This is a genomic window from Erwinia artemisiae (genome assembly GCF_051400835.1).
Taxonomy (GTDB): domain Bacteria; phylum Pseudomonadota; class Gammaproteobacteria; order Enterobacterales; family Enterobacteriaceae; genus Erwinia; species Erwinia aeris.
In genome coordinates, this window is the sequence record NZ_JBLFFM010000011.1 from 1 (window position 1) to 24,888 (window position 24,888).

Genomic DNA, 24,888 nt, shown 5'->3' on the forward strand with positions numbered 1-24,888 from the left:
CACGGTCGGGGTTTTTTGCGTTTGTGGGCCGGGAAAAAGCGGCCCCGCAGCGGATAAAGCGCGCAGGGGCCCGGAATCTCCCTTTACGGCCCGGCTGCGGGCCAGTGATGCCCTACTTACTGCTGTTCTTCTAACCAGTTTAAAATAAAGTCTGTAACCATAATTGCGTTATTAATATCCAGCAAGGGCACAGGCAAAGAGAAAGCAGAATCTGCGGCAACCGCAATAACGTGTTCATCAAACAGCTCGCTGAAACACTGTTCGCTCCCTCCACGCCACAGCACTATTTTGGGCACCGGCTCATGTTTAAAACCTTCCACTAAAATAATATCTGTCAGAGAAGGATCCATACGGCTGGCGAGAAAGCGAAGATCCGGCTCATTATGCTCAGGCGTTTCGGTAATCAATGCCCAACGCTGCGGATTATAAACCATCACCTGATCGGCTCCTGCCTTACGTAATTCATAGCTATCCTTGCCGGGCGTATCGATATCCATATTATGATGGGTATGTTTGATCAGGCCTGTACGGATCCCTCGCTGTTTTAAAATGGCAATAACCTGCTTTAACAGCGTCGTTTTGCCTGTCCCGCTCCAGGCCGCGATGGCTAAAAGGGGGATCATCCGCGTTCTCCTGCAATAAGATCTTCATAACGATTAATATTATTAAACGCGTCAGGACAATCGTTAAAATCCACGCTGTGTCCGCCTGCCTGCTGGAGAAAAATCATCACCTTCCGTTCTCCCTTTATCAGAAAGCTTTTCAGCGGCTCAATTAAACTGACATGCATTAATGCCAGAGTGGGATGATCGCGTCCGTCAGATTTAGCCCAAACCACAGGTGCATCCCGTTTAGCCTGCCACAGGCGAGAAACTAAATCTTCTGGCAGTAAAGGGGTGTCGCAAGAGACAAAAACCACCCATTCCGTCTCGATTTTTTCCAGCGCTGCCAGCATACCGGCTAACGGCCCCGGAAAATCCGGCAGCGTATCGGTTATAACCGACAGGCCGGTTTGCTGATAAACAGACAAATTACGGTTGGCGCTGATACACACACGGCTGACCTGAGGTCGTAGGCGACTCAGAACGTGCTGATAGAGCGGTTTTCCCTGATACAGCACCAGCCCTTTATCTTCGCCGCCCATGCGGCTGCCGCGCCCGCCTGCAAGAATGACGCCTGTAATCGAAACGGTATCTGAACCGCAAAAACGCATAAGCTGTAGACCCTCTTTTTTTGTGGGATTAACCCTGCTACCGTAGCGGAACCCGAATCTCACAGGAACCCTATTATGAAATGTCACCGTCTTAACGAGTTAATTTCACTGCTGCAGCCAGCCTGGCAACAGGAACCCGATCTGAATTTAGTGCAATTTTTGCAGAAAATGGCGGATGAGGCCGGATTTACTCAGCCCCTGGCCGACCTGAGCGATGACGTGCTGATTTATCATCTTAAACTACGCAATGTTGACAAAAGCGAAGCTATCCCGGGCCTGCAAAAAGATTATGAAGACGATTTCAAAACGGCGCTGCTTCGCGCGCGCGGCGTTATTAAAGATTAACTGCCGCTGTTCATCCGACGTACCGGCGATTAATGGTATCCTCAATGCATGACGATTATCGATGAGTACGCCGGATGACTGAACCCGCCTTTAACTTTCAAAACCTTAATCCTGATACGATCCTGGATGCGCTCTGGGAAACGGGCATCCGCGTTGAATCGGGGCTTACCGCGCTGAACAGCTACGAAAATCGGGTATATCAGTTTTCCGACGAGGACAAAAAGCGTTACGTGGTGAAATTCTATCGCCCTCAGCGCTGGTCTTCGCTGCAAATCGAAGAAGAACACCGGTTTACTGCCGAGCTGCTGGCTGATGAGGTCCCTGTGGCCGCACCGCTTGTGCTGCAAGGGCAAACGCTGCATCAACATAACGGCTACTGGTTTACCGTTTTCCCCAGCCTGGGAGGACGGCAATACGAAACGGATAACTACGACCATCTGGAATGGGTTGGTCGTTTTCTGGGACGTATTCACCAGACGGGACGTAAAAAAACCTTTGATGCTCGTCCGACCTTTGGTCTGGAGGAGTATATCCACGAACCTCATCAGGTGCTTGAATCCAGCACGTTGATCCCGGCCAAACTGAAACAGAATTTATTGGCAAGCGTCGATCTGCTCAGCGCAACTTTACAAAAGTGCTGGCATACTCAGTGGCAGCCGCTTCGTCTGCACGGCGATTGCCATCCCGGCAATATTCTGTGGCGCGATGGCCCGCTGTTTGTGGATCTGGACGACGCTCGTAATGGCCCTGCCGTACAGGATCTATGGATGCTGGTTAACGGCGATCTTCAGGAGCAGCGTATTCAGTGGGATATCCTGCTGGAAGCCTACGGTGAATTCTGCGAGTTCGACACACACGAATTGTCACTGATTGAGCCTTTACGCGCTATGAGGATGGTTTATTATCTGGCGTGGATTGTGCGCCGCTGGGAAGATCCGGCGTTTCCGGCCAGCTTTCCATGGATGACGGACGAAGATTTCTGGCGCAGACAGATCGCTATTTTCAATGAGCAGACCCGGCTGTTGCAGGAGCCACCGCTGCAGCTGATGCCTGCATTCCAGGGCTGATCGCCTTTTCCGGTCAGCCTCTTTTGCTGTTAGGAGAGAGTTTCCAGATGAAAAAGATTTTATTCGCGCTGATTGGTGTTTTTCTGGCGTTCAGCGCTTCTGCTGCCCAGTTTACCGATGGACAGCAGTACGTCACGATACAGAAACCTGTTACCGGCGAGCCTCAGGTTGTGGAGTTTTTCTCTTTCTTCTGCCCGCACTGCTATGAATTCGAACACGTCTGGCACGTTAGCGACGCGGTGAAAAAAGCCGTGCCTGCCGGCACTAAAGTGACTAAATATCACGTTGAATTCCTCGGCGGCGAAATGGGCAAAGTGGTGACTCAGGCATGGGCCGTTGCCATGGCGCTGGGTGTGGAAGATAAAGTCACTGCTCCGCTGTTTGAAGGCATCCAGAAAACCCAGACCATCACCGATCCGGCCAGCCTGAAAGCGGCCTTTGTGAAGGCAGCCGGCATCAAGCCGGAAGAATACGATGCGGCCTGGAACAGCTTTGTGGTGAAATCGCTGGTAGCCCAGCAGGAAAAAGCAGCGGTTGATGTCGATCTGCGCGGCGTGCCGGCGATGTTTGTTAACGGTAAATATATGGTTAACAACGGTGGCCTGGATACCAGCTCGATGGATAATTACACGCAGCAATACGCTAACGTCGTAAAATTCCTGTTAACCCAAAAGTAAGCCATATTTTGACGCAGCGAGGGTTTCAACCTCGCTGTGTCGGTTAAACCGCATCTTCATTTCCTCGTCAGATCAAAATTCTTCCGATCGCTTTTTCTTGCTAAAGATCCACCAGATCGTTTAGCCGCTAATTTATATCCACATTAATGCAAATTACCTTTGGGCAAGGATCCTTAGCGGTTAAATATTTAAGTTATTGAAAATTAAGGATTTAAATAATTGGTATAGCCCGGTACGCCAGCTGTATTAATATGTTATGAAATTTACGCACAAAGTTATCCACAGGAAGCGTTTGCGAAACAGGCCGCAAAACAAAGGCGTGTCGCCCGGAGATATTTCATATTTCCGGTATAGCTGTGGCATCCTTACCCTATAGTGAAATTTAACCCGGAATGTGACAAACCTATGGCACAAATTGCAGAAAACCCGCTTATTCTGGTAGATGGCTCGTCCTACCTGTATCGCGCATATCATGCGTTTCCTCCGCTGACCAACAGCGCCGGCGACCCTACCGGCGCTATGTACGGCGTGCTGAATATGCTGCGCAGCCTGCTGCTGCAATATAAACCCAGCCATGTTGCGGTCGTTTTCGATGCCAAGGGCAAAACGTTTCGTGATGAACTTTTTGAGCACTACAAATCTCATCGGCCGCCTATGCCGGACGATCTGCGTGCGCAGATTGAGCCACTGCACAATATGGTCAGGGCGATGGGACTGCCGTTATTAGCGGTATCAGGCGTGGAAGCCGATGACGTTATCGGTACCCTGGCGCTGGAGGCGGGTAAAAAGGGCATACCTGTTTTAATCAGCACCGGCGATAAAGATATGGCGCAGCTGGTCACGCCAAATATCACCCTTATCAACACCATGAATAACGCTATTCTTGGCCCGGACGAGGTGGTGGAGAAATACGGCATTCCACCCTCGCTGATTATCGATTTTCTGGCGCTGATGGGCGACGCTTCGGACAATATTCCGGGCGTGCCGGGCGTAGGCGAGAAAACGGCGCAGGCGCTGTTACAGGGACTTGGCGGTATTAAAGATATCTATGAGAACCTGGATAAAGTCGCCGATCTCTCCTTCCGCGGTGCCAAAACCATGGCGGCTAAGCTGGAGCAAAACAAGGAGGTCGCTCTCCTTTCTTACCAGCTGGCCACCATCAAAACTGATGTGCCGCTCGATGCAGGCTGTGAAGAGCTGATCGTTAGCGAGCCTGCTGTCGAAGAACTGCTGACGCTGTTCCGTCGCTATGAATTCAAACGCTGGATCACCGATCTGGAGGAGGGCAAATGGCTACAGGGGAAAAAGGGCGGCGCTGCTGCACAGAAAACCCTGGCGGAACAGCCGGAAAGCCCGCAGCCTGAAGCGACCAGCATTCTGGCGACGGATGGCTACGTCACTATCCTTGACGAGGAGACCTTTGCCGACTGGTTGCAAAAGTTACAGGCAAGCGAGCTTTTCGCTTTTGACCTGGAAACCGATTCGCTGGATACGTTGAGCGCCAATATCGTCGGCATCGCTTTCGCTGTGGCGCCGGGTGAGGCCGCTTACCTGCCGGTTGCTCACGACTACCTCGACGCACCTTTGCAGCTCGATCGTAAAGAGGTGCTGGCGCGCCTGAAACCGCTGCTGGAAGATAAAAAACTGTTCAAAGTTGGTCAGAACCTGAAATACGATCGCGGCGTGCTGAACAACTATGGTATTGAACTGCAAGGTATTAAATTCGATACCATGCTGGAATCCTACGCGCTAAACAGCGTGGTGGGCCGTCACGATATGGATACGCTGGCTTCACGCTGGCTGAACCATAAAACCGTGACCTTTGAGGAAATCGCCGGGAAAGGCAAAAAGCAGCTGACGTTTAATCAGATTGCCCTTGAGCAAGCGGCGCACTATGCGGCGGAAGATGCGGACGTAACGCTACAGCTGCATCTGAAAATGTGGCCGGAGCTGGAAAAAGAGCAGGGGCCAAAAGAGGTTTTCGAAAATATCGAAATGCCGCTGGTGACGGTGATCTCCCGTATTGAACGTAACGGCGTGCTGATTGACCAGGCTATCCTTGCCAAACATTCTCAGGAGCTGACCACGCGTCTGGCAGAGCTGGAGCAGAAAGCGCACGAGCTGGCGGGTGAGCCCTTTAATCTTTCCTCTACTAAACAGCTGCAAACTATTCTGTTTGAAAAACAGGGGATTAAGCCAACCAAGAAAACGCCCGGCGGCGCGCCGTCCACCAGCGAGGAAGTGCTGGCCGAACTGGCGCTGGACTATCCGCTGCCAAAAGTTATTCTGGAGCACCGTGGCCTTTCCAAGCTGAAATCAACCTACACCGACAAACTGCCGGTAATGATTAATCCGCTGACCGGCCGCGTGCACACTTCTTATCATCAGGCGGTGACGGCCACGGGACGCCTTTCTTCTACCGATCCTAATCTGCAGAACATTCCGGTACGCAATGAGGAAGGACGTCGTATCCGCCAGGCCTTTATCGCTTCTGAGGGCCATCAGATCCTGGCGGCGGACTACTCGCAAATCGAGCTGCGTATTATGGCGCACCTTTCTCAGGACAAAGGGTTACTGAGCGCCTTCTCGGCAGGAGAAGACATTCACCGTGCCACGGCGGCGGAAGTGTTTGGCATGGCGCTGGATAAGGTGACGGGCGAGCAGCGTCGCAGCGCAAAGGCTATCAACTTTGGCCTGATTTACGGCATGAGCGCTTTTGGTTTGTCGCGTCAGCTTAATATCGGCGCGGGCGAAGCCAGAAAATACATGGATCTCTATTTTGAACGCTATCCTGGCGTGCTGGAATATATGGAAAGCACGCGCCAGCAGGCGGCGGAAAAAGGCTATGTCTCTACGCTGGATGGTCGTCGTCTTTATCTGCCGGACATTAAAGCCAGCAACGCGATGCGTCGCAAAGCGGCCGAGCGGGCAGCAATCAACGCGCCAATGCAGGGCACGGCTGCCGATATCATCAAAAAGGCTATGATTGCCGTCGACGGCTGGCTGACGCCGCAGGCTAATCCTGATGTGAAGATGATCATGCAGGTTCACGATGAACTGGTATTTGAGGTGAAAACGTCGGAAATCGAAGCGGCAACGGTGAAAATCCGCGAGCTGATGGAAAACAGTATGCAGCTGGACGTGCCGCTGCGTGTCGATGTGGGCGTAGGGCATAACTGGGACGAAGCGCATTAAGCTGAGGCCGGGCTAAGGCCCGGCTTTATCAATGTGATGGCAGAAAGCGCTTTAGCCTGTCAATTAATGAGCGTTTATAAGCGATGATACCGTGCATAACGCCAGCGCTAACCTGTTAGCGCTCAAACATTTTTTTTGCGCCTTCGCTACCTGAAAACTATTTTTCTGTGAAGTGTATTCGATAAAAAAGGGAATTTTGTGAAACGGGGCGGTAAAAAATCCTTTTGAGGCCTGAAAAAATCATGTAGAGTTGAAGATGTAGGGTACAGAGGTAAGATGTTCTATCTTTCAAACCGTTTACTTCACGTAACCGGATTTGGCTGAATATTAGCCGCCCCAGTCGTTATGACTGGGGCGTTTTTTATTGGGCGTCGTTCAGCCGGATATCAGGCTTCTGGTAACGTTTCTTCCGTCGCTGGTGGAATTTCACTGAACCAGCTGTCCAGTTTCAGGCGCAATTTATCGACGCCCAATTTCTTAAGCGAAGAGAAAGCTTCAACCTGTACATCGCCGACGAACCCTTTAGCGGCTTCGCGTACCAGATTTAACTGCGCTTTACGCGCGCCGGAAGCCAGCTTGTCTGCCTTGGTCAGCAGCACCAGCACCTGAATGCCGCTCTGTACCGCCCATTCAATCATCTGCCGATCCAGATCCTTCAGCGGATGACGGATATCCATCAGCACAACCAGCCCTTTCAGACACTGACGCATCTGAAGATATTCTGCCAGCGAACGCTGCCATTTTAACTTCATCTCTTCCGGCACTTCGGCATAGCCATAGCCAGGTAAATCCACCAGGCGATAGCCTTCGGTGACCTGAAACAGGTTAATCAGCTGGGTGCGGCCGGGCGTTTTACTGGTACGGGCCAGGCTCTTCTGATTGGTTAGCGTATTCAACGCGCTGGATTTGCCGGCATTAGAGCGTCCTGCAAACGCCACTTCAATACCGATATCGGCTGGAAGGTGGCGGATGTCGGGCGCGCTGGTGACAAAGTGGGTAAGGTTATAATTCCAGCCAGACAAGTTAGAAACTCCAGATAATAAGAACAATTGCGCAGAGTATACCCTGTATGGATTAAAAGCGCCCAGCCGCACGCGGCGCGGCGGTGGCTTTGTAAGAGATTGGCTATACTTTTTGCCAGAACTTTACATTTTCTTTCCAGCTTTTAAAAATTAAGTTATTTAAAATCAATATCTTATTATTTTAAGGCCAAACATTAATAAATTTTTTCGTAACTTACCTTGTGAGTTTCTCCATATAGTCTACATTTGTTGTCAGAGCCAGGACGGCTCACTTCAGGATGAAGCGCTCAGGGGGATGCCAGGAAGGTACTGAGCAGGGAAGGAAAGTGTCGGGGAACGGCTCATCTGAAGGGAAAGGACTGCGTCCACGGAGGACGGCATGGCAAGGGAAAACCGGGAAGTTGGATGCCAAAAAGGATGCTGACTTAGTCAGTCCTTCTGCGGAAGGTGCGAAAAAAGGCGACAGGGTGACCTGGCGCCTTTTTTCTTTGTCTGCTTTCTGCTAGATTCCGCCGCAATTCTATACTGAAGATAAACAGTCTGAGAGCAGAAACCATGAAGCAACCTGTACGCGATTCGCAGAAAAAACCGGCGGCAAAAGCGAAGCGTAAAACGCGCGATGAAATCAACACGGAAGCGCGCGATCGTAAACGCGATAAGAAACATCGCGGCCACGCCTCCGGCAGTCGCGCTAACCCCGTAGCGGCGACAAAGAAAAACGGCGAAAGCGCTAAAGAGAAAGATCCACGTATTGGCAGTAAAACGCCGGTAGCGCTGGGCGCTGCTGCCGCGCAGCCCGCGAAAAAAGCTAAACCGGTGAAAAAAGCCGAAGAGAAGAAACCCCGTCTGACGCCGGAAGAAGAGCTGGCGAAGCTCGAAAACGACGAGCGGCTGGATGCGCTGCTGGATCGGCTGGAAAATGGCGACACCCTGAAAGCAGAAGAGCAGGCGTGGCTTGACCAGACGCTGGATCGCATCGACACGCTGATGGAACAGCTGGGGATCGCGCTGGATGACGAAGTCGAAGATGAAGAAGCTGAAGAGGATATGTATCGCCTGCTTAAAGGCGGTAATTAATCCCGGCGATGCTTTTCGGACTTACTTAAAGGACGGCGCCAACGGGCGCCGTTTCTGCATAAGGTATCTCTGCCAATGATTTGGCCTGGATCAATTTACCTGCTGATTCTGTTCTGCTGCCTGCTCTGGATGTTGGGTAAACTACGGCGTCTGTCCCGGCTGAAAGCCCGGCTACGCAGACCGACCGTCCTGCCGACAGCGCCTCCGCGACGGTCAACACGCCAATGCAGGAGAGAATATCGTGACGCAGACAATTGAGTGGGATCCCGTCCTGCTGCAAAAATATAATATCTCGGGTCCCCGTTACACTTCTTATCCTACCGCGCTGGAGTTCAGCGAGGCTTACCGTGAAGCCGATTTTATCCGTGCCAGCCAGCGTACTCCCCATCGCCCGCTGTCGCTTTATATTCATATTCCTTTCTGCCATCGCCTTTGCTACTTCTGCGGCTGTAATAAAGTCGTTACCCGTCATCAGCATAAAGCTGACGACTATCTGGAAGCTTTAGCCGTAGAAATCGCCAGTCGCGCCACGCTTTTCCGCAACCGAACCGTGACGCAGATGCACTGGGGCGGCGGCACGCCTACTTTTCTCAATAAAGCGCAGATTTCCACACTGATGGCGCTGCTGCGTCAGCACTTTGCCTTCAGCGACGAGGCGGAGCTTTCCATTGAAATCGATCCGCGAGAAATTGAAGCGGACGTGATCGATCATCTCTTTGCCGCAGGTTTTACCCGGCTGAGCATGGGCGTGCAGGATTTCAATAAAGAGGTGCAGGAAAAGGTTAACCGCGTACAGGACGAGCAGACTATCGTCGCGCTTATCGAGCGGGCAAAGCGGGTGGGCTTCAGCTCTGTTAATCTCGATTTGATTTATGGCTTACCGAAGCAGACGCCGGAAAGCTTTGCCTTTACCCTGCAAAAGGTCATTGCGCTGAACCCCGACAGGCTTAGCGTCTTCAATTATGCGCATATGCCCGCGCACTTTGCCGCGCAGCGGAAAATTAAAGAGGCCGATCTGCCCGATCCCCAACAGAAACTGACCATCCTGCAACAGTCCATTGCCGCGCTGATGGCGTCCGGCTACCAGTTTATCGGTATGGACCACTTTGCCAGACCGGAGGACGAGCTGGCCGTTGCTCAGCGGGAAGGCAAGCTGCATCGCAACTTCCAGGGGTATACCACGCAGGGAGACAACGATCTGCTGGGCCTGGGCGTCTCCGCCATCAGTATGATCGGCGGCGGCTATGCGCAAAACCAGAAAGGGCTAAAAGAGTGGTATGACGCCGTGGCTAAGCAGGGTACGGCGCTCTGGCGCGGCGTAGAGCTGTCGGGCGACGATATCCTGCGCCGCGAGGTGATTAAAACGCTGATGTGTAATTTCTCGCTGGATTTCGCCGCTTTTACCTCGCACGGCGTCACCTTTACCGACTATTTTGCGGAGGATCTGGCGCTGCTTGAGCCGCTGATTGCAGACGGGCTGGTGGAGCGCAGCGAGAAAGGCCTTCAGGTCACTTCTAAGGGGCGCCTGCTGGTCAGGAATATCTGCATGTGCTTTGACCGCTATCTACGCCAGCAAACGCGCCTACAGCAGTTCTCGCGGGTGATCTGAAAAGAGGCGAGCATAAAAAAGCCGGAAACAAAAACGTTCCCGGCTTTTTAGTGCTGAAATTTTTGGCGCCTCAGCCTGGAAATTTCAGCATTGCTGCGCACAGCACGGCGGCCATAGCCGTTTGCGGCAGATGCGCGGCACCCGTCTGCGCGTAGTGCGTCACCACATGAATTAACGATTCCAGCATTATCTTCCTCCCCGATAACGGTTCAGAATGATACTGACTGATACCGATGTGTAAAGTCGCAAAAGCATAAAAAATGCGCGAATCGACGTTTTTTTATGCTTCTTCTGCTTTACTCCATACCCAGCTCTTTCAGCTTGCGGGTCAGCGTGTTTCGCCCCCATCCCAACAGTCGCGCCGCTTCCTGCTTGTGGCCTTGTGTATGACGCAGCGCGGTAGTCAGCAGCGTGCGCTCCATCTCTGGCTGTGCTTCCGATAACAAGTTTTGATGACCGGAACGCAGCGCGCGATCGGCCCACTGCGCCAGCAGCGTCGCCCAGCTGTCGGGCAGTGACTGCACGGGATTGTCCGGCGTGGCGGTTTCAAACAGCTCCGGCGGCAAATCCTGGATCAGCACTTCCTGGCCGGCGGCCATCACCGTCAGCCAGCGGCAGGTATTTTCCAGCTGGCGCACGTTGCCTGACCAGTGCAGGCGGGTCAGTGCCGTTTCGGTTTCGGGATGCAGAATTTTTGCCTCGACGCCCAGCTCGCGTGCCGCGACCTGAAGGAAATAGCGCGCCAGACGAGGGATATCCTCACGACGCTCCCGCAGCGGCGGCAGATGCACGCGGATAACGTTCAGGCGGTGAAACAGATCCTCGCGGAATTTGCCTTCCTGTACCCGCAGCTCCAGGTTCTGGTGCGTGGCGGCGATGATCCTGACGTCGACTTTGACCGGCGCATAGCCGCCGACGCGATAAAACTGGCCGTCGGCCAGCACGCGTAATAAACGAGTCTGCACATCCAGCGGCATATCGCCAATTTCATCCAGAAACAGCGTGCCGCCGTCGGCCTGTTCGAAACGTCCCTGACGGATTTGATTAGCGCCCGTAAATGCGCCTTTCTCATGGCCGAAAAGCTCCGACTCAATCAGATCCTTCGGGATAGCCGCCATGTTCAGCGCGATAAAAGGCGCCTTCGCGCGCGGGCTGTGGCGATGCAGCGCGTGCGCCACCAGCTCTTTGCCCGTGCCCGACTCGCCGTTGATCAATACGCTGATTGAAGAACGCGAGAGGCGGCCGATAATACGAAACACGTCCTGCATCGCTGGCGCTTCGCCGATGATATCGGTAGTCGGGCCGCTGACCGGCTGGTTGCGCGGCTGCTGCTGCTCCTGATAGTGGCTGATCGCGCGTTCCACTAACGCCACGGCTTCATCGATATCAAAGGGTTTTGGCAGGTAATCGAATGCGCCTTGCTGATAGGCGCTGACGGCCGCATCCAGATCGGAGTGTGCGGTCATAATAATTACCGGCAGCATCGGATGACGTTGCTTAATTTGTTTCAGTAACGCCAGTCCGTCCATGCCGGGCATACGAATATCGGAAAGCAAAACGTCCGGGGTTTTGGTGGCAAGCGCGTCCAGCACCTCGCTCGCGCTGTCAAACGTGGCGCAGTTTAAACCGGCTCCAGTAAGCGCGCGTTCAAGCACCCAGCGGATGGAGCTATCGTCATCGACGATCCAGACTATCCCTCGTTGCATAGAAACCTCACTGGCGAATAGGCAAATAAACGGAAAATTCGGTGTGGCCAGGCCAACTGTTAAATTCTATTTTTCCCGAATGCTGATCGATCAGGCTGCGGGCGATCGACAGGCCTAAACCGGTGCCGCCTTCGCGGCCGCTCACCATCGGGTAAAACAGCGTGTCCTGTAGCTGAGCCGGAATGCCGGGGCCGTTATCTTCAATATCGATACGGGCCACCAGGCGATAGCGGACGCCGTGCAGCGTTAGCTGAAATGCGGTGCGGGTGCGCAGCGTAATGGCACCGCCTTTTTCTCCCAGCGCCTGTAGCGCGTTACGCACCACGTTTAGCAGCACCTGTTCGATTTGATCCGGGTCATGCGGCAGCTCCGGCAGGCTGGGGTCGTAATCTCTGATCAGCGTAACGTTATCGGGCAGCTCCATTGAGACCAGGTTAACCACGCGCTCGGCGACCTGATGGATGCTTTGCGTAACGTGCATGCCCGGCTGCTGCGGGCCAAGCAGGCGATCCACCAGGTTACGCAGGCGATCGGCCTGTTCGATAATGACTTTGGTATATTCCGTTAAGGCCGGGTCAGGCAGGGCTTTTGCCAACAGCTGCGCCGCGCCGCGTAATCCCCCTAACGGATTTTTAATTTCATGCGCCAGCCCGCGAACTAAATCCCGTGCGGCGACCTGTTGAGCATGCTGAAGCTGTTCCTGACTGAGGCGACGCTGATTGTCCATCGGCGCCATTTCCAGCAGGATTAGCCCGTCCGGCAGCAGCTGCGCCGTTAAAGACATAATATGCGCGCGGCTGTCGACGACCAGCGTAACCTCGCTGTCGGTAAACCCCTGACCGGCATTCAGACTCTCACGCATCACCCCGATGTTCAGGGAAAAATAGCCCATCAAATCCGGCAGCGGCGTGCCAAAGAGCTTGCGGGAGCTTTGCGCCAGCAGTTGCTGAGCGGCGGGATTGGCGTAATGCACCACCAGTTCGCTGTCGACCAGCAGTATGCTGTTAATCAGCGAGTTGAGGATCTGCCCGGCATCGGGCTGCGTGCCTGTTGCCATAACAGCGTTCTCCTGCACTATTTTAGTGCATTATAGTCATGGAACCTGAAATTCGTCTCTCTGCGCGTGGCGCTCACGGCGAAAAAAGCCCATCCGGAGATGGGCTGAAAATTTCCACGGCAACACTATCTCCGGCGTTCGTTACGCTGCGGCCCGTGTTCACCCGAATCACTGAGCCTGCCGTAGCCGCTTTAACGCGACGAGTCGCCGGAGTCAGAAATCAGACGCTGTAGTACAGTTCGAACTCAACCGGGTGCGGCGTCATGCGAACGCGATCCATTTCAGCCTTGCGCAGGTCGATGTACGCATCGATGGTGTCGTCGGTGAACACGCCGCCACGAGTCAGGAACTCACGGTCTTCGTTCAGCGCGTTCAGCGCCTCTTCCAGCGAGCCGGCTACTTTTGGAATTTCAGCTTCTTCTTCCGGCGGCAGGTCGTACAGGTTTTTGTCCATCGCGTCGCCAGGATGGATCTTGTTGATGATGCCGTCCAGGCCAGCCATCAGCAGCGCGGCGAAGCACAGATATGGGTTAGCGGCTGGATCCGGGAAGCGGGCTTCAATACGGCGCGCTTTCGGGCTGGCAACCACTGGAATACGGATAGAGGCGGAACGGTTACGGGCAGAGTAGGCCAGCATAACCGGCGCTTCGTAACCCGGAACCAGACGCTTGTAGGAGTTGGTAGTCGGGTTAGACAGCGCGTTGATCGCTTTAGCGTGCTTGATCACACCGCCGATGTAGAACAGGGCCATTTCAGACAGGCCGCCGTATTTGTCGCCAGCGAACAGGTTGGTGCCGCCTTTGGACAGGGACATATGGCAGTGCATACCGGAACCGTTATCGCCAAAAATTGGTTTTGGCATAAAGGTCGCGGTTTTGCCGAAAGCGTGCGCCACATTGTGCACGACATATTTGTAGATCTGAATTTCGTCGGCTTTTTTGGTCATGGTGTTGAAGCGGGTGGCCACTTCGTTCTGACCTGCGGTCGCCACTTCGTGGTGATGAGCTTCAACAACCAGACCCATCTGCTCCATGGTCAGACACATAGCAGAACGGATGTCCTGTGAAGAGTCGACCGGTGGCACCGGGAAATAGCCGCCTTTCAGGCCCGGACGGTGGCCTTTGTTGCCGCCTTCATATTCTTTGCCGGTGTTCCATGCCGCTTCGATATCATCGATAGCCACGTGAGAGCCAGAGGTGGTCGCGCCGAAACGCACATCGTCAAACAGGAAGAATTCTGGCTCCGGGCCAAACAGCACGGTGTCCGCAATGCCGGAAGAACGCAGGAAATCTTCGGCGCGCTTGGCGATAGAACGTGGGTCGCGATCGTAGCCCTGCATGGTGCCTGGCTCAAGGATGTCACAACGAATGATAAGCGTAGAGTCTTCAAAGAAAGGATCCAGGACCGCGGTGGTCGCGTCCGGCATCAGCACCATGTCGGATTCGTTAATGCCTTTCCAGCCGCCGATGGAGGAGCCGTCAAACATTTTGCCTTCTTCGAAGAAGTCAGCGTTAACCTGGTGAGCAGGAATGGTAACGTGCTGCTCTTTACCTTTGGTGTCAGTGAAGCGCAGGTCAACAAATTTGACTTCATGCTCGTTCATCATCGACAGAACGTGTTCAGCGGACATACTTAACTCTCCTGGATTTGTCATGGTCGTCGGTTAGAGAACTTTCGCGGTGCGCTTTGCTTATCTCGCCCAGCCGACCGATAATTATGTTCTCTGACTGCTTAGCAACCGTTGTGGAAACTGGCCTCTTTCGCTTGTTATAATTAAAGCGAAAACTATGCCAACTTTCTTAATTGATGAAAAAAGCGCTATGATGCGCCCTCTCGTGAAACGGGAGCTGCACCATGATGGAAGTCGCGCACCATTATGGTGCTTTTGCGTGCGGTCAGTGCACAATAATAGTGCATTTTTCTGATAAAGGGTGTTTTTTGCACCGGAAACGGCCCCGAAAGCAATCCCGAAAGTTATCTTTAATTGAAAACTGTGATCCTGTTCAGCTCTTCGATTAATCCGTGTACAATAGCGCGCTATTTCTAATGCCTGAGGCAAAGCTGTGATCGAAAATTTGCGTAACATCGCCATTATTGCCCACGTTGACCATGGTAAAACTACCCTGGTTGATAAGTTGCTGCAGCAGTCCGGGACCTTTGACGCCCGCACCGAAGCGACCGAACGCGTAATGGACTCCAACGATTTGGAGAAAGAGCGTGGGATTACCATCCTCGCAAAAAACACCGCCATTAAATGGAACGACTACCGTATCAACATCGTGGATACCCCGGGACACGCCGACTTCGGCGGCGAGGTAGAGCGTGTGATGTCTATGGTCGACTCGGTGCTGCTGGTTGTGGATGCAATGGATGGCCCTATGCCGCAAACCCGCTTCGTGACCAAAAAAGCGTTTGCTAATGGTCTGAAGCCGATCGTGGTCATCAACAAGGTTGACCGCCCTGGCGCACGTCCTGACTGGGTTGTGGATCAGGTCTTTGACCTGTTCGTTAACCTGGACGCGACCGACGAACAGCTCGACTTCCCGGTTATCTACGCTTCTGCTCTGAACGGTATTGCTGGTCTTGACCACAGCGACATGGCAGAAGACATGACCCCGCTGTATGAAGCCATCGTGCAGCACGTTTCTCCTCCACAGGTAGAAATGGAAGCGCCGTTCCAGATGCAGATCTCGCAGCTGGACTACAACAACTATGTTGGCGTTATCGGCATCGGCCGCATCAAGCGCGGCAAAGTGAAGCCGAACCAGCAGGTCACCATCGTCGATAGCGAAGGCAAAACCCGTAACGGTAAAGTCGGCAAGGTGCTGACTCACCTGGGTCTGGAGCGTATCGACGCGACCGAAGCAGAAGCGGGCGATATCATCGCTATCACCGGTCTGGGCGAGCTGAACATCTCCGACACCATCTGTGACCCACAGAATGTGGAAGCGCTGCCGGCGCTGAGCGTTGATGAGCCGACCGTTACCATGTTCTTTAACGTCAACACCTCGCCGTTCTGCGGTAAAGAAGGTAAGTTCGTTACTTCTCGTCAGATCCTGGATCGTCTGCGTAAAGAGCTGGTGCACAACGTTGCGCTGCGCGTGGAAGAGACCGAAGACGCCGATGCATTCCGCGTTTCCGGCCGTGGTGAACTGCACCTGTCCGTACTGATCGAAAACATGCGTCGTGAAGGCTTTGAGCTGGCGGTATCCCGTCCAAAAGTTATCTTCCGCGAAATTGACGGTCGTAAGCAGGAGCCGTTCGAGAACGTCACCCTGGATATCGAAGAGCAGCATCAGGGCTCTGTGATGCAGGCGATGGGCGAACGTAAAGCGGACATGAAAAACATGGATCCGGATGGCAAAGGCCGCGTACGTCTTGACTACGTGATCCCAAGCCGTGGCCTGATCGGCTTCCGTAACGAATTCATGACCATGACTTCCGGTACCGGCCTGCTGTACTCCACCTTCAGCCACTACGACGACATTCGTCCGGGCGAAGTGGGCCAGCGCCAGAACGGCGTGCTGATCTCTAACGGCCAGGGTAAAGCGGTAGCTTTCGCCCTGTTCAGCCTGCAGGATCGCGGTAAGCTGTTCCTGGGTCACGGCGCAGAAGTTTATGAAGGCCAGATTATCGGTATTCATAGCCGTTCTAACGACCTGACCGTGAACTGTCTGACCGGTAAGAAGCTGACCAACATGCGTGCTTCCGGTACTGACGAAGCGACCACGCTGGTGCCGGCTATCAAGATGACGCTTGAGCAGGCGATTGAATTTATCGATGACGACGAGCTGGTGGAAGTGACTCCGCTGTCCGTACGTATCCGTAAACGTCACCTGACTGAAAACGATCGTAAACGCGCATCACGCGGCAGCAAAGAAGCTTAATCGCTTTTTTTAAGCTGTAATACAGGGCCGGATCTTTCCGGCCCTGTTTTTTTTCGCCTGTGGAACCTTCTTTCCAGATTTCAAAATCCTGCCCTGTTCAGCTTCTCTTTTTACCGCTAGAGTGAATACCTTACCGGAACAAATGGAGATGGCCATGCTGTATATCTTTGATTTAGGTAACGTCATTGTTGATATTGATTTCAACCGGGTTCTGGGCGTCTGGAGCGATCTGGGACGCGTGCCTTTGGCCACGCTGCAAAGCCGTTTTACGATGGGAGAAAGCTTTCATCGTCATGAACGAGGAGAAATCAGCGACGAGGATTTTGCCGAACAGCTGTGCGACGAGCTGGGTCTGGCGCTGAGCTTCGAACAGTTCACCGCAGGCTGGCAGGCCGTTTTTGTCGGCGTCAGGGCGGACACCATCCGTATCATGAACGGACTGCGCGCGCGCGGCCATCGGGTCGTGATCCTGTCTAACACCAACCGGCTGCATCAGCGTTTCTGGCCGTCGCAGTATCCTGAGGTACAAAGCGCGGCGGACAAGCTCTATCTTTCCCAGGAGATGGGGATGCGCAAGCCGGAAGCGCGTATCTATCAGCAGGTGCTGAGCGAAGAGGGCTTCACCGCCGACCAGGCTATTTTCTTTGACGACAACCAGGAAAATATCGACGCGGCGCAGGCGCTGGGCATTCAGAGCGTGCCCGTATTTGATGCGACCACCATACCGGCCTTTTTCGCTAATGCGGCCGATTAACCATTATCGACACCGCCTGCGGGCGACCTGGCGCTGGATAAAGCTGCTGTGGCAGCGTATCGACGAGGATGGCATGACGCTGCTGGCGGGGCATCTTGCCTACGTATCGCTGCTGTCGCTGGTGCCGCTGGTGGCAGTGGTATTTGCGCTGTTCGCCGCGTTCCCGGCCTTCGCCGATGTCAGCAGGCAGCTCAAGCTGTTTATCTTTCAGAACTTTGTGCCGGCGTCCGGCACGGTAGTTCAAAGCTATCTGGAACAGTTTGTCGCCAACGTCAATAAAATGACGGCGGTGGGCGCCTGCGGGCTGGTGGTGACGGCGCTGCTGCTGATGTACTCCATCGACAGCGCGCTAAATGTCATCTGGCGCAGCAAGCGCAAAAGGCCCCTCGTTTACTCTTTTGCCGTCTACTGGATGATCCTGACGCTTGGCCCGCTGCTGGCGGGTGCCAGCCTGGCGATCAGCTCTTATCTGCTGTCGCTGCGCTGGGCTTCGGTCAGCGGCGTCAGCGGACTGATTGACTACGGGCTGCGTATTTTTCCGCTGCTGCTCTCCTGGCTGGCTTTCTGGCTGCTCTACAGCATTGTGCCAACGCGGCAGGTACCGGGGAAAGATGCGCTGGTCGGCGCGCTGGTGGCGGGGCTGCTGTTTGAGCTGGGGAAAAAAGGCTTTGCGCTCTATGTTACGATGTTCCCTTCATATCAGCTTATCTATGGCGTGCTGGCGGTTATCCCTATTCTGTTCCTTTGGGTTTACTGGACATGGTGTATTGTTCTGCTGGGTGCAGAGATCACCGCCTCTCTCGGCGACTATCGCCAGCTTAAACAGGAAGAAGAAAAGGAAGAGAATGATTGCCTTAATTCAACGAGCGCTGAGCGCCAGCGTGACGGTAGCCGGTCAGACCATCGGTGAAATCGGGCCGGGATTGCTAATCTTACTGGGCGTGGAAAAAGGCGACGACGAGCAAAAAGCGCAGCGGCTGTGCGACCGCGTGTTGGGCTATCGCATTTTCAGCGATGAGAACGGCAAGATGAATCTTAACGTGCAGCAGGCTGGCGGCAGCGTGCTGGTGGTTTCGCAGTTTACGCTGGCGGCCGACACGCAAAAAGGCATGCGCCCAGGCTTTTCGGGCGGCGCGGCGCCAGCAGAGGCCGAGCGGTTATATGAGTACTTTGTCGCCTGCTGTCGCGAAAGAGGCCTTGTCACCGAGACGGGCCGCTTTGCGGCGGATATGCAGGTATCGCTGGTTAATGACGGGCCGGTGACGTTCTGGCTCCAGGTATGAAGCGGTCGGAAAGGCTAACGGGCGCTCCGGAAAAAGAGAATCACTTTATGTATCATCTTCGTGTACCTGAAACCGCAGAAGAGCTGGATATCTACTACCAGTTTCGCTGGGAAATGCTGCGTAAACCGCTTCGCCAGCCCAAGGGATCGGAGCGCGACGCCTGGGATGCCTTTGCGCATCACCAAATGGTGGTGGATGAAAGCGGCGCGCCGGTTGCCGCAGGGCGGCTCTATATCAATGCGGATAACGAGGCGGCCATTCGCTTTCTTGCCGTGCACCCGGCGGTGCAGGGCAAAGGATTGGGCACGCTGGTCGCGATGACGCTGGAGTCGGTGGCGCGTCAGGAAGGGGCCAAGCGCGTGGTGTGCAGCGCCCGTGAAGACGCCGTCGAATTTTTCGCCAAGCTTGGCTACGTCAATCAGGGCGAAATCACCGTGCCACAGACAACGCCGGTTCGTCATTTTTTAATGATTAAGCCGGTGATCACGCTGGACGATATTCTGCATCGTGCCGACTGGTGCGGGCAGCTGCAGCAGGCCTGGTACGAGCACATCCCGCTCAGCGAAAAAATGGGCGTGCGTATTTTGCAGTATACCGGGCAAAAATTTATCACCACGATGCCGGAAACCGGCAACCAGAATCCGCACCATACGCTGTTCGCCGGCAGCCTGTTTTCGCTGGCGACGCTGACCGGCTGGGGACTGATTTGGCTGCTGCTGCGCGAGCGGCATTTAGGCGGCACCATTATCCTGGCCGATGCGCATATCCGCTACAGTCATCCCATCAGCGGCAGACCGGGCGCGGTAGCGGACTTAGGCTCGCTGAGCGGCGATCTGGACAGGTTGGCCCGGGGACGCAAGGCGCGCGTTCAGCTGGAAGTCGAGCTGTTTGGCAATGAAGAGTGCGGGGCGGTATTTGAGGGCGTCTATATTGTGTTGCCTGCCGATCCGGATGGCCCGCTGGAGCCAGCCGGATCGAATATGCCTTAACGGCCTTTTTTCTTGCGGCCCGGCTGGGTAAAGCGCTTACGGGAGGCCAGGTTGCCCGGCGTCTTCGCGCCTTCTTTACCGCCTTTATCGCCGCCTTTCGGCCCGCCGATGGCCGGTTTCTTCGCGGCGGCGGGCTTCGCTTTTGCCTGCGCTTTTTTGGCGGGTTTCGCTTCGGATGAGGAATCCTCAATCAGCCCGAACAGCTCGGTCAGCTCGTCGTCGGTCAGATCGCGCCACTCGCCCAGCGGCAGGCCTTTCAGGCTGACGTTCATAATGCGCGTGCGTTCGAGCTTAGTGACCTCGTAGCCAAAGTGTTTACACATGCGGCGGATCTGGCGGTTAAGCCCCTGCACCAGCGTAATGCGGAAAACAAACGGCGCTTCCTTTTGCACCTTGCACTTCAGCGTCACCGTGCCCAGCATCGGCACGCCAGCGCTCATGCCCTCAATAAACTCATCCGTCACCAGCTTGTTTACCGTGACCACATACTCTTTTTCGTGATTGTTTCCGGCGCGCAGGATTTTATTGACCAGATCGCCGTGATTGGTCAGGAAAATCAGGCCCTGCGAATCTTTATCCAGGCGGCCAATAGGGAAAACCCGCTTGCTGTGGTTAACGAAGTCGCTGATGTTATCCCGCTCGCCTTCTTCCATGGTGGTGATAATGCCGACGGGCTTATTCAGGGCGATAAAGACCAGATCTTCCTCATCGCGCGGCTCGATAAGCTGACCGTTCACTTTCACCACGTCACCGGCAAAAACCTGCGCGCCAACGGCGGCCCGCTTGCCGTTAATAAAGACATTTCCCTGTTCGATATAGCGATCGGCATCGCGACGAGAACAGATACCGCTCTCGCTAATGTATTTATTGAGACGTATGGATGAGTTGGTCAGCATGGTTCCTCCGTAAAAAAGCGGACTATACATTAACCGCGCTACGTTGCGAATACGGGTTAATCATATAGTCCGCTTACGGGCAGCGTTTTTACCTGCTGCCGAGATTACCTGCCTGCACGGTCTGCTGGACTGACTTATCGCCAGCAACAGCGGAAAGCGAGCCGTTAACGGAAGGCTTCAGCGGCGCGTCTTTCGCCAGGCTGCCCTGCATCTTCAGCGTCAGCTCACCGTTTTCGGTCAGGGGCACCGCTGGCCATCCCCAGTCCTGCAACAGATTCAGCGGCGTTTCACGGCCATGCAGCGACAGCGAAAAGGCGCGCTGCGGCTGCTGCGAAACCGTTGCCAGCCCTTCGAGAAGGCCGCTGCGGGGAAACGCGCTCATCTCCGTGACGTTAATGGCATTACTGTCCGCCGTCAGGGCGAGAGAAGGATGACGCAGATCCACACGGTTAAAGGTCGCTTCCGCCGCGTTAAAGCTCAGGTTGCCGCCCCAGATGCCCCATTCCCGATCGCGCGCCAGCAGCAGGTTGCTGCCGTTGCCATCCAGCGAGGTCAGCTGGAAGGGAAAATCCGGATCGATATCAATAATCAGGTTATGGCTGACGTTCAGCTTTGTTACTTCCACAGCGTGCAGCCACGCCGGTAAACGGCTCAGCCAGAACGCCCGCCAGGCTGGCGGCAGCGTGTACTCCAGCCCGGCGATTACCACGTCATCCAGCGTCAGCTTTTTATCGCTGCGCGTCCAGTTACCTGACGCGCGGATCAGCCCGTTAACCCAGCGGGAGCTGAACTGCGTCAGCGCCGCGCCCTGCGGCGAGAAGGTCATATTAACGATAGGATCGTTCAGCAGCAGCGCGCCATTTACAAAGCTGCTGGCGTTCATCGACAGCGAGCCGTCCTCGCTTTCCCAGTCGCCGTCGCGCAGCGTTATATTTTTCAACGCCAGATTAAGATCGGTCACCGCCCAGTTCTGACCTTCCAGTCGGGCATCGGTTACATCCACTCGCTCGAAATGCACGGCGGGCAGCATCAGTAAAGGCTGTAGAAATTCGGTAAGCGTTTTGCTGCTTTGCAGACGCAGATTGTTCAGCCTTAGCGTGCTGACCTGCCAGCTACCCTGCTCGTCACGCTGTGCGCTGGCCGTCACCGATCCGCGCGCCACGTCGGCGCCCATATTACTAAGCTCCAGCTGTTTGGACCTGATGCGGCCTTCAATCAGCACATTCCTGGCGGGAATGTCTTTAAACGTCAGCGATCCGGCGCTGAACTGGAAGCTGGCATTATTACCGATAAAGCTTGTCGCCTCGGGCTGCCACGGCATCACGCCGCCGTTTACGTGCTGAGCGTCCAGGGGCAGCATGTCGTGATGGCTGCTAACCGCCATTTCGCTCAGCTGCAAACGCGCTGCGGAAAGAGGCAGTTGGCTGGTTTTGCTGGTAATTCTTAGCGTACCCTGGTTAAGCAAAACGCTGGCAAAATGCAGCGGCCGTGAAAATTGCCCGGCGCTTAACCCTAAATCGACGCTTTTTGCCACCAGGGTGGCTGGTCGGGTTTTATGGCCGAACGAAACGTCATGAAGGATGAGATGCGATGGCGCGGAAAAATTATGCACCAGCTTGCCGACTGCCAGCTGATAACTACTGTGCTGGCTAACGGTGCGGCTGAGCCAGCTGGCTCCCCAGCGAGTTTGCAGCAGTAGATACAACACAATGACCAATGCCAGCAGGATAACCAGCAGCGAAAGAAGAATTTTTCCAACAAATTTCATGAGCTATCCCTGTGCGCTTGCAATAAGGGGTGTTATGCCTGATTTATGCGCGAAGCTCAACCCTGGGAAGACGGCAGAAGGCGCTTTGCCCTCTGCCGTTTACGCTATTTCTCCTGCGGGAAAAGCAGATTCAGGATGATAGCGGTAATGCCGCCGGCGGCGATGCCGGAAGAGAGCAGCGTTTTTAGCCATTCCGGTGCGAATTGCAGGATCAGCGGCTGTTGTGAAACGCCCAGTCCCACCGCCAGCGACAGCGCAATAATCATAATCGCCCGACGATTCAGCGGCTCGCGCGAGACGATGCGCACGCCCGAGGCCGCAATCGTACCAAACATAACGATGGTCGCGCCGCCCAGCACCGGTTCAGGAATATGCTGCACAAAGCCGCTGACCGCCGGGAAAAGCCCCAGCACGATCAGCATCAGCGCCACCACGAAGCCAACGTAGCGGCTGGCGACGCCGGTCAGCTGGATCACGCCGTTGTTCTGTCCAAAACAGGAGTTGGGAAAGGTATTAAACAGCGCCGAGACGCACGAGTTCAGGCCGTTCGCCAGCACGCCGCCTTTCAGCCGCTTCATATAGAGCGGGCCGCTGACCGGCTGTTCGGAAACGTCGGAAGTGGCGGTAATATCGCCGATGGTTTCCAGCGAGGTCACCATAAATACCAGCATCAGCGGGATAAGCAAATTCCAGTCGATGCCCAGCCCGTAATAGAAAGGCTGTGGCACGGCAATCAGCGGCTGGTTCGTTGCGGCGGTTCCGGCGGGGAGCATATCCATCAGCCAGGCCAGCAGATAGCCAACGGCCATGGCTATCACCAGAGAAGCCACGCGCAAATAAGGATTACGCTGGCGGTTCAGCAAAATAATCACCAGCAGCACCGCGCCGGCCAGTAGCAGGTTCTTTGGCGCACCAAAGGTGTGATCGCTCATGGCGGCAAAACCGCCGCCGATAGAGGTCAGGCCGACCTGGATCAGCGACAGACCGATAATCATCACCACAATGCCGGAAACCAGCGGCGTAATTACGCGGCGCGCCAGATGCAGCACGCGGGAAAGCGCCATTTCGGTAACGGAAGCCAGCATCAGCGTGCCGAACAGGGCGGCCATCATGGTCGGCACATCAGCGCCGCCGTTTTTCAGCGCCATGCCGCCCATGATCAGCGGCGTCACAAAGTTAAAGCTGGTGCCCTGAATCGACAGCAGTCCCGATCCTATCGGCCCCCAGGTTTTTATTTGCAGCACCGAGGCGACCCCGGAGGCGAACAGTGACATGCTGATAATATGCTGCGTGTCCTGAGCGGGCAGGCCCAAAGCCTGGCAGATCAATAGTGCGGGCGTGATAACCGCCACAAACATCGCCAGCAAATGCTGGCAGGCAGCAAACAGCGTTTGCGGCAGCGGCGGACGATCTTCAAGGCGGTAAATTAATTCACTTTTTGCAGCGGGCGCTGCGCTGCGGCTGGCTTCAGAAAGATTAGCGGACATGCTCAGGGGTTCCGTGGCAAACAAAGTGGCGATTTTAAGCTTCTCCACGGCAAAAGCAAACGATTGCCAACAGCATCGGCTAAACGCCGGACGGCAAAGCGAACCACAATTCACTAAGCTTAATCATCGCGCCTGCGGGCCAGAAAAAAGGAAGCATACAATGAACGTATTTATTATTGGCGCAACGGGCGGCGTGGGGCGACGTCTCAGAAAACGGCTGGTCAATGCGGGCCATCAGGTAACGGGGCTGCATCGCCGGGACAGTCAAAAAGAGGCGCTGGAAGCCGATGGTGTAAAACCGGTCAATATCGACCTGATGAACACCAGTAGCGAAAGGCTGGCGGCGGCGATGCAGGGCTGCGATGCCGTGGTGTTCTCCGCAGGCGCAGCAGGCGCTGGCGTAGATTTCACCGACGGCATTGACGGCCGTGGCGCGCGCTTCGCTGCCGAGGCCGCCAGGCTGGCCGGTATTCAGCGTTTTCTGCTGGTTTCCGCTTTTCCGGATGCCGGAAGGGGCAAGGCGCCTTCGCCGGGCTTTGAGCACTATATGCAGGTAAAAAAGCAGGCCGACGTGATGCTTTCCGCCACCTCACTGGACTGGGTGATCCTGCGGCCCGGCACGCTGGTTAACGAAGCGGGCACGGGAAAAGTCAACGCTGGGTTGGCCATTCCTTACGGCACCATCCCGCGCGATGATGTGGCCGCTGTGCTGCATTCGCTGATTGAGCAGCCAGAGGTGAAAAGGGTGATTATTGAGTTAACCGGCGGCGAGCAGCCCGTTAACGAGGCGGTTGCCGCGATGGCTGCCTTTAGCGGCCGGTAGCCGCAGAGCAGGAGAAAAGACAGCAGGCTGCCG

The 24,888-nt window shown here is 54.9% G+C and carries 23 protein-coding genes; 13 read left to right on the top strand and 10 right to left on the bottom strand.

Translation table 11 applies throughout. The features are described from left to right. Positions 1-116 precede the first annotated feature (116 nt). The gene (gene mobB, locus ACMGEE_RS19070; RefSeq protein WP_301253374.1) at positions 117-623 is read right to left on the bottom strand and encodes a molybdopterin-guanine dinucleotide biosynthesis protein MobB; all 507 of its coding nucleotides are present in this window, start codon (positions 621-623) and stop codon (positions 117-119) included. Beyond that, positions 620-1,213 carry a molybdenum cofactor guanylyltransferase MobA gene (mobA, locus tag ACMGEE_RS19075; RefSeq protein WP_253456914.1) on the bottom strand — a complete coding sequence of 198 codons (594 nt, stop codon included), beginning with the start codon at positions 1,211-1,213 and terminating at the stop codon, positions 620-622. The genes mobB and mobA overlap by 4 nt, the downstream gene beginning before the upstream one ends. A gap of 75 nt (positions 1,214-1,288) precedes the next feature. Here mobA and ACMGEE_RS19080 point away from each other — a divergent pair, with 75 nt between their 5' ends. The 5 genes from ACMGEE_RS19080 to spfP all read left to right on the top strand — a co-directional run bounded on the left by ACMGEE_RS19080 (position 1,289) and on the right by spfP (position 6,821). Beyond that, complete coding sequence (locus ACMGEE_RS19080; RefSeq protein ID WP_436830507.1) at positions 1,289-1,558, top strand: YihD family protein; 270 nt, start codon at positions 1,289-1,291, stop codon at positions 1,556-1,558. Positions 1,559-1,632: 74 nt separating this feature from the next. After that, a complete protein-coding gene (locus tag ACMGEE_RS19085; RefSeq protein ID WP_369896565.1) occupies positions 1,633-2,625 on the top strand; it encodes a serine/threonine protein kinase in 993 nt (330 codons plus the stop codon). A 47-nt stretch (positions 2,626-2,672) separates the two neighbouring features. Then, positions 2,673-3,302 carry a thiol:disulfide interchange protein DsbA gene (gene dsbA / locus ACMGEE_RS19090; RefSeq protein ID WP_253456921.1) on the top strand — a complete coding sequence of 210 codons (630 nt, stop codon included), beginning with the start codon at positions 2,673-2,675 and terminating at the stop codon, positions 3,300-3,302. Positions 3,303-3,707: 405 nt separating this feature from the next. Continuing rightward, complete coding sequence (polA, locus tag ACMGEE_RS19095) at positions 3,708-6,497, top strand: DNA polymerase I (protein WP_301253377.1); 2,790 nt, start codon at positions 3,708-3,710, stop codon at positions 6,495-6,497. A 276-nt stretch (positions 6,498-6,773) separates the two neighbouring features. Beyond that, positions 6,774-6,821 carry a small protein SpfP gene (gene spfP, locus ACMGEE_RS21735; protein WP_440135769.1) on the top strand — a complete coding sequence of 16 codons (48 nt, stop codon included), beginning with the start codon at positions 6,774-6,776 and terminating at the stop codon, positions 6,819-6,821. Between the two features lie 62 nt (positions 6,822-6,883). On the opposite strand, the gene yihA is transcribed toward spfP, so the two are convergent. Next, positions 6,884-7,519, bottom strand: coding sequence for a ribosome biogenesis GTP-binding protein YihA/YsxC (gene yihA / locus ACMGEE_RS19100; protein WP_253456926.1), 636 nt, complete (start codon positions 7,517-7,519; stop codon positions 6,884-6,886). Positions 7,520-8,074: 555 nt separating this feature from the next. Here yihA and yihI point away from each other — a divergent pair. After that, positions 8,075-8,596, top strand: a complete 522-nt coding sequence (yihI, locus tag ACMGEE_RS19105) for a Der GTPase-activating protein YihI (RefSeq protein ID WP_253456928.1) — start codon at positions 8,075-8,077, stop codon at positions 8,594-8,596. Positions 8,597-8,834: 238 nt separating this feature from the next. After that, a complete protein-coding gene (gene hemN, locus ACMGEE_RS19110) occupies positions 8,835-10,205 on the top strand; it encodes an oxygen-independent coproporphyrinogen III oxidase (RefSeq protein WP_436830530.1) in 1,371 nt (456 codons plus the stop codon). A 70-nt stretch (positions 10,206-10,275) separates the two neighbouring features. On the opposite strand, the gene ACMGEE_RS19115 is transcribed toward hemN, so the two are convergent. The 4 genes from ACMGEE_RS19115 to glnA all read right to left on the bottom strand — a co-directional run bounded on the left by ACMGEE_RS19115 (position 10,276) and on the right by glnA (position 14,598). Next, positions 10,276-10,392 (bottom strand): YshB family small membrane protein, encoded by a 117-nt coding sequence (locus tag ACMGEE_RS19115; protein ID WP_148101258.1) that lies wholly within the window; start codon positions 10,390-10,392, stop codon positions 10,276-10,278. A gap of 109 nt (positions 10,393-10,501) precedes the next feature. Further along, positions 10,502-11,911 (bottom strand): nitrogen regulation protein NR(I), encoded by a 1,410-nt coding sequence (glnG, locus tag ACMGEE_RS19120; protein WP_253456931.1) that lies wholly within the window; start codon positions 11,909-11,911, stop codon positions 10,502-10,504. A 7-nt stretch (positions 11,912-11,918) separates the two neighbouring features. Further along, entirely contained in the window at positions 11,919-12,968 is a 1,050-nt protein-coding gene (gene glnL / locus ACMGEE_RS19125) for a nitrogen regulation protein NR(II) (protein ID WP_253456934.1), read from the bottom strand. Positions 12,969-13,188: 220 nt separating this feature from the next. Beyond that, the gene (glnA, locus tag ACMGEE_RS19130) at positions 13,189-14,598 is read right to left on the bottom strand and encodes a glutamate--ammonia ligase (RefSeq protein WP_253456937.1); all 1,410 of its coding nucleotides are present in this window, start codon (positions 14,596-14,598) and stop codon (positions 13,189-13,191) included. A gap of 433 nt (positions 14,599-15,031) precedes the next feature. Here glnA and typA point away from each other — a divergent pair, with 433 nt between their 5' ends. The 5 genes from typA (at position 15,032) to fabY (ending at position 19,881) form a co-directional block, all read left to right on the top strand. After that, positions 15,032-16,855 carry a ribosome-dependent GTPase TypA gene (typA, locus tag ACMGEE_RS19135; protein ID WP_125290646.1) on the top strand — a complete coding sequence of 608 codons (1,824 nt, stop codon included), beginning with the start codon at positions 15,032-15,034 and terminating at the stop codon, positions 16,853-16,855. A gap of 154 nt (positions 16,856-17,009) precedes the next feature. Then, entirely contained in the window at positions 17,010-17,609 is a 600-nt protein-coding gene (yihX, locus tag ACMGEE_RS19140; RefSeq protein ID WP_253456940.1) for a glucose-1-phosphatase, read from the top strand. Continuing rightward, entirely contained in the window at positions 17,596-18,519 is a 924-nt protein-coding gene (locus ACMGEE_RS19145) for a virulence factor BrkB family protein (RefSeq protein ID WP_369896567.1), read from the top strand. The genes yihX and ACMGEE_RS19145 overlap by 14 nt, the downstream gene beginning before the upstream one ends. Next, the gene (dtd, locus tag ACMGEE_RS19150; RefSeq protein ID WP_253456945.1) at positions 18,455-18,892 is read left to right on the top strand and encodes a D-aminoacyl-tRNA deacylase; all 438 of its coding nucleotides are present in this window, start codon (positions 18,455-18,457) and stop codon (positions 18,890-18,892) included. Before ACMGEE_RS19145 ends, dtd begins: the two co-directional genes overlap by 65 nt. A gap of 47 nt (positions 18,893-18,939) precedes the next feature. Then, on the top strand, positions 18,940-19,881 hold the full coding sequence (fabY, locus tag ACMGEE_RS19155) for a fatty acid biosynthesis protein FabY (RefSeq protein ID WP_253456948.1): 942 nt from the start codon (positions 18,940-18,942) through the stop codon (positions 19,879-19,881). On the opposite strand, the gene rluF is transcribed toward fabY, so the two are convergent. The 3 genes from rluF to ACMGEE_RS19170 form a co-directional block, all read right to left on the bottom strand. Next, positions 19,878-20,777: a 23S rRNA pseudouridine(2604) synthase RluF gene (rluF, locus tag ACMGEE_RS19160; RefSeq protein WP_253456951.1), complete on the bottom strand. Its 900-nt coding sequence runs from the start codon at positions 20,775-20,777 to the stop codon at positions 19,878-19,880. The two genes, fabY and rluF, sit on opposite strands and share 4 nt — an antisense overlap. An 88-nt stretch (positions 20,778-20,865) precedes the next feature. Beyond that, positions 20,866-22,545 (bottom strand): AsmA family protein, encoded by a 1,680-nt coding sequence (locus tag ACMGEE_RS19165; RefSeq protein WP_436830508.1) that lies wholly within the window; start codon positions 22,543-22,545, stop codon positions 20,866-20,868. Positions 22,546-22,649: 104 nt separating this feature from the next. Then, a complete protein-coding gene (locus ACMGEE_RS19170; protein WP_369896570.1) occupies positions 22,650-24,032 on the bottom strand; it encodes a nucleobase:cation symporter-2 family protein in 1,383 nt (460 codons plus the stop codon). Between the two features lie 160 nt (positions 24,033-24,192). On the opposite strand from ACMGEE_RS19170, the gene ACMGEE_RS19175 reads away from it, so the two are divergent. After that, positions 24,193-24,855 carry an SDR family oxidoreductase gene (locus tag ACMGEE_RS19175; protein ID WP_369896571.1) on the top strand — a complete coding sequence of 221 codons (663 nt, stop codon included), beginning with the start codon at positions 24,193-24,195 and terminating at the stop codon, positions 24,853-24,855. The last annotated feature ends 33 nt before the right edge of the window (positions 24,856-24,888 follow it).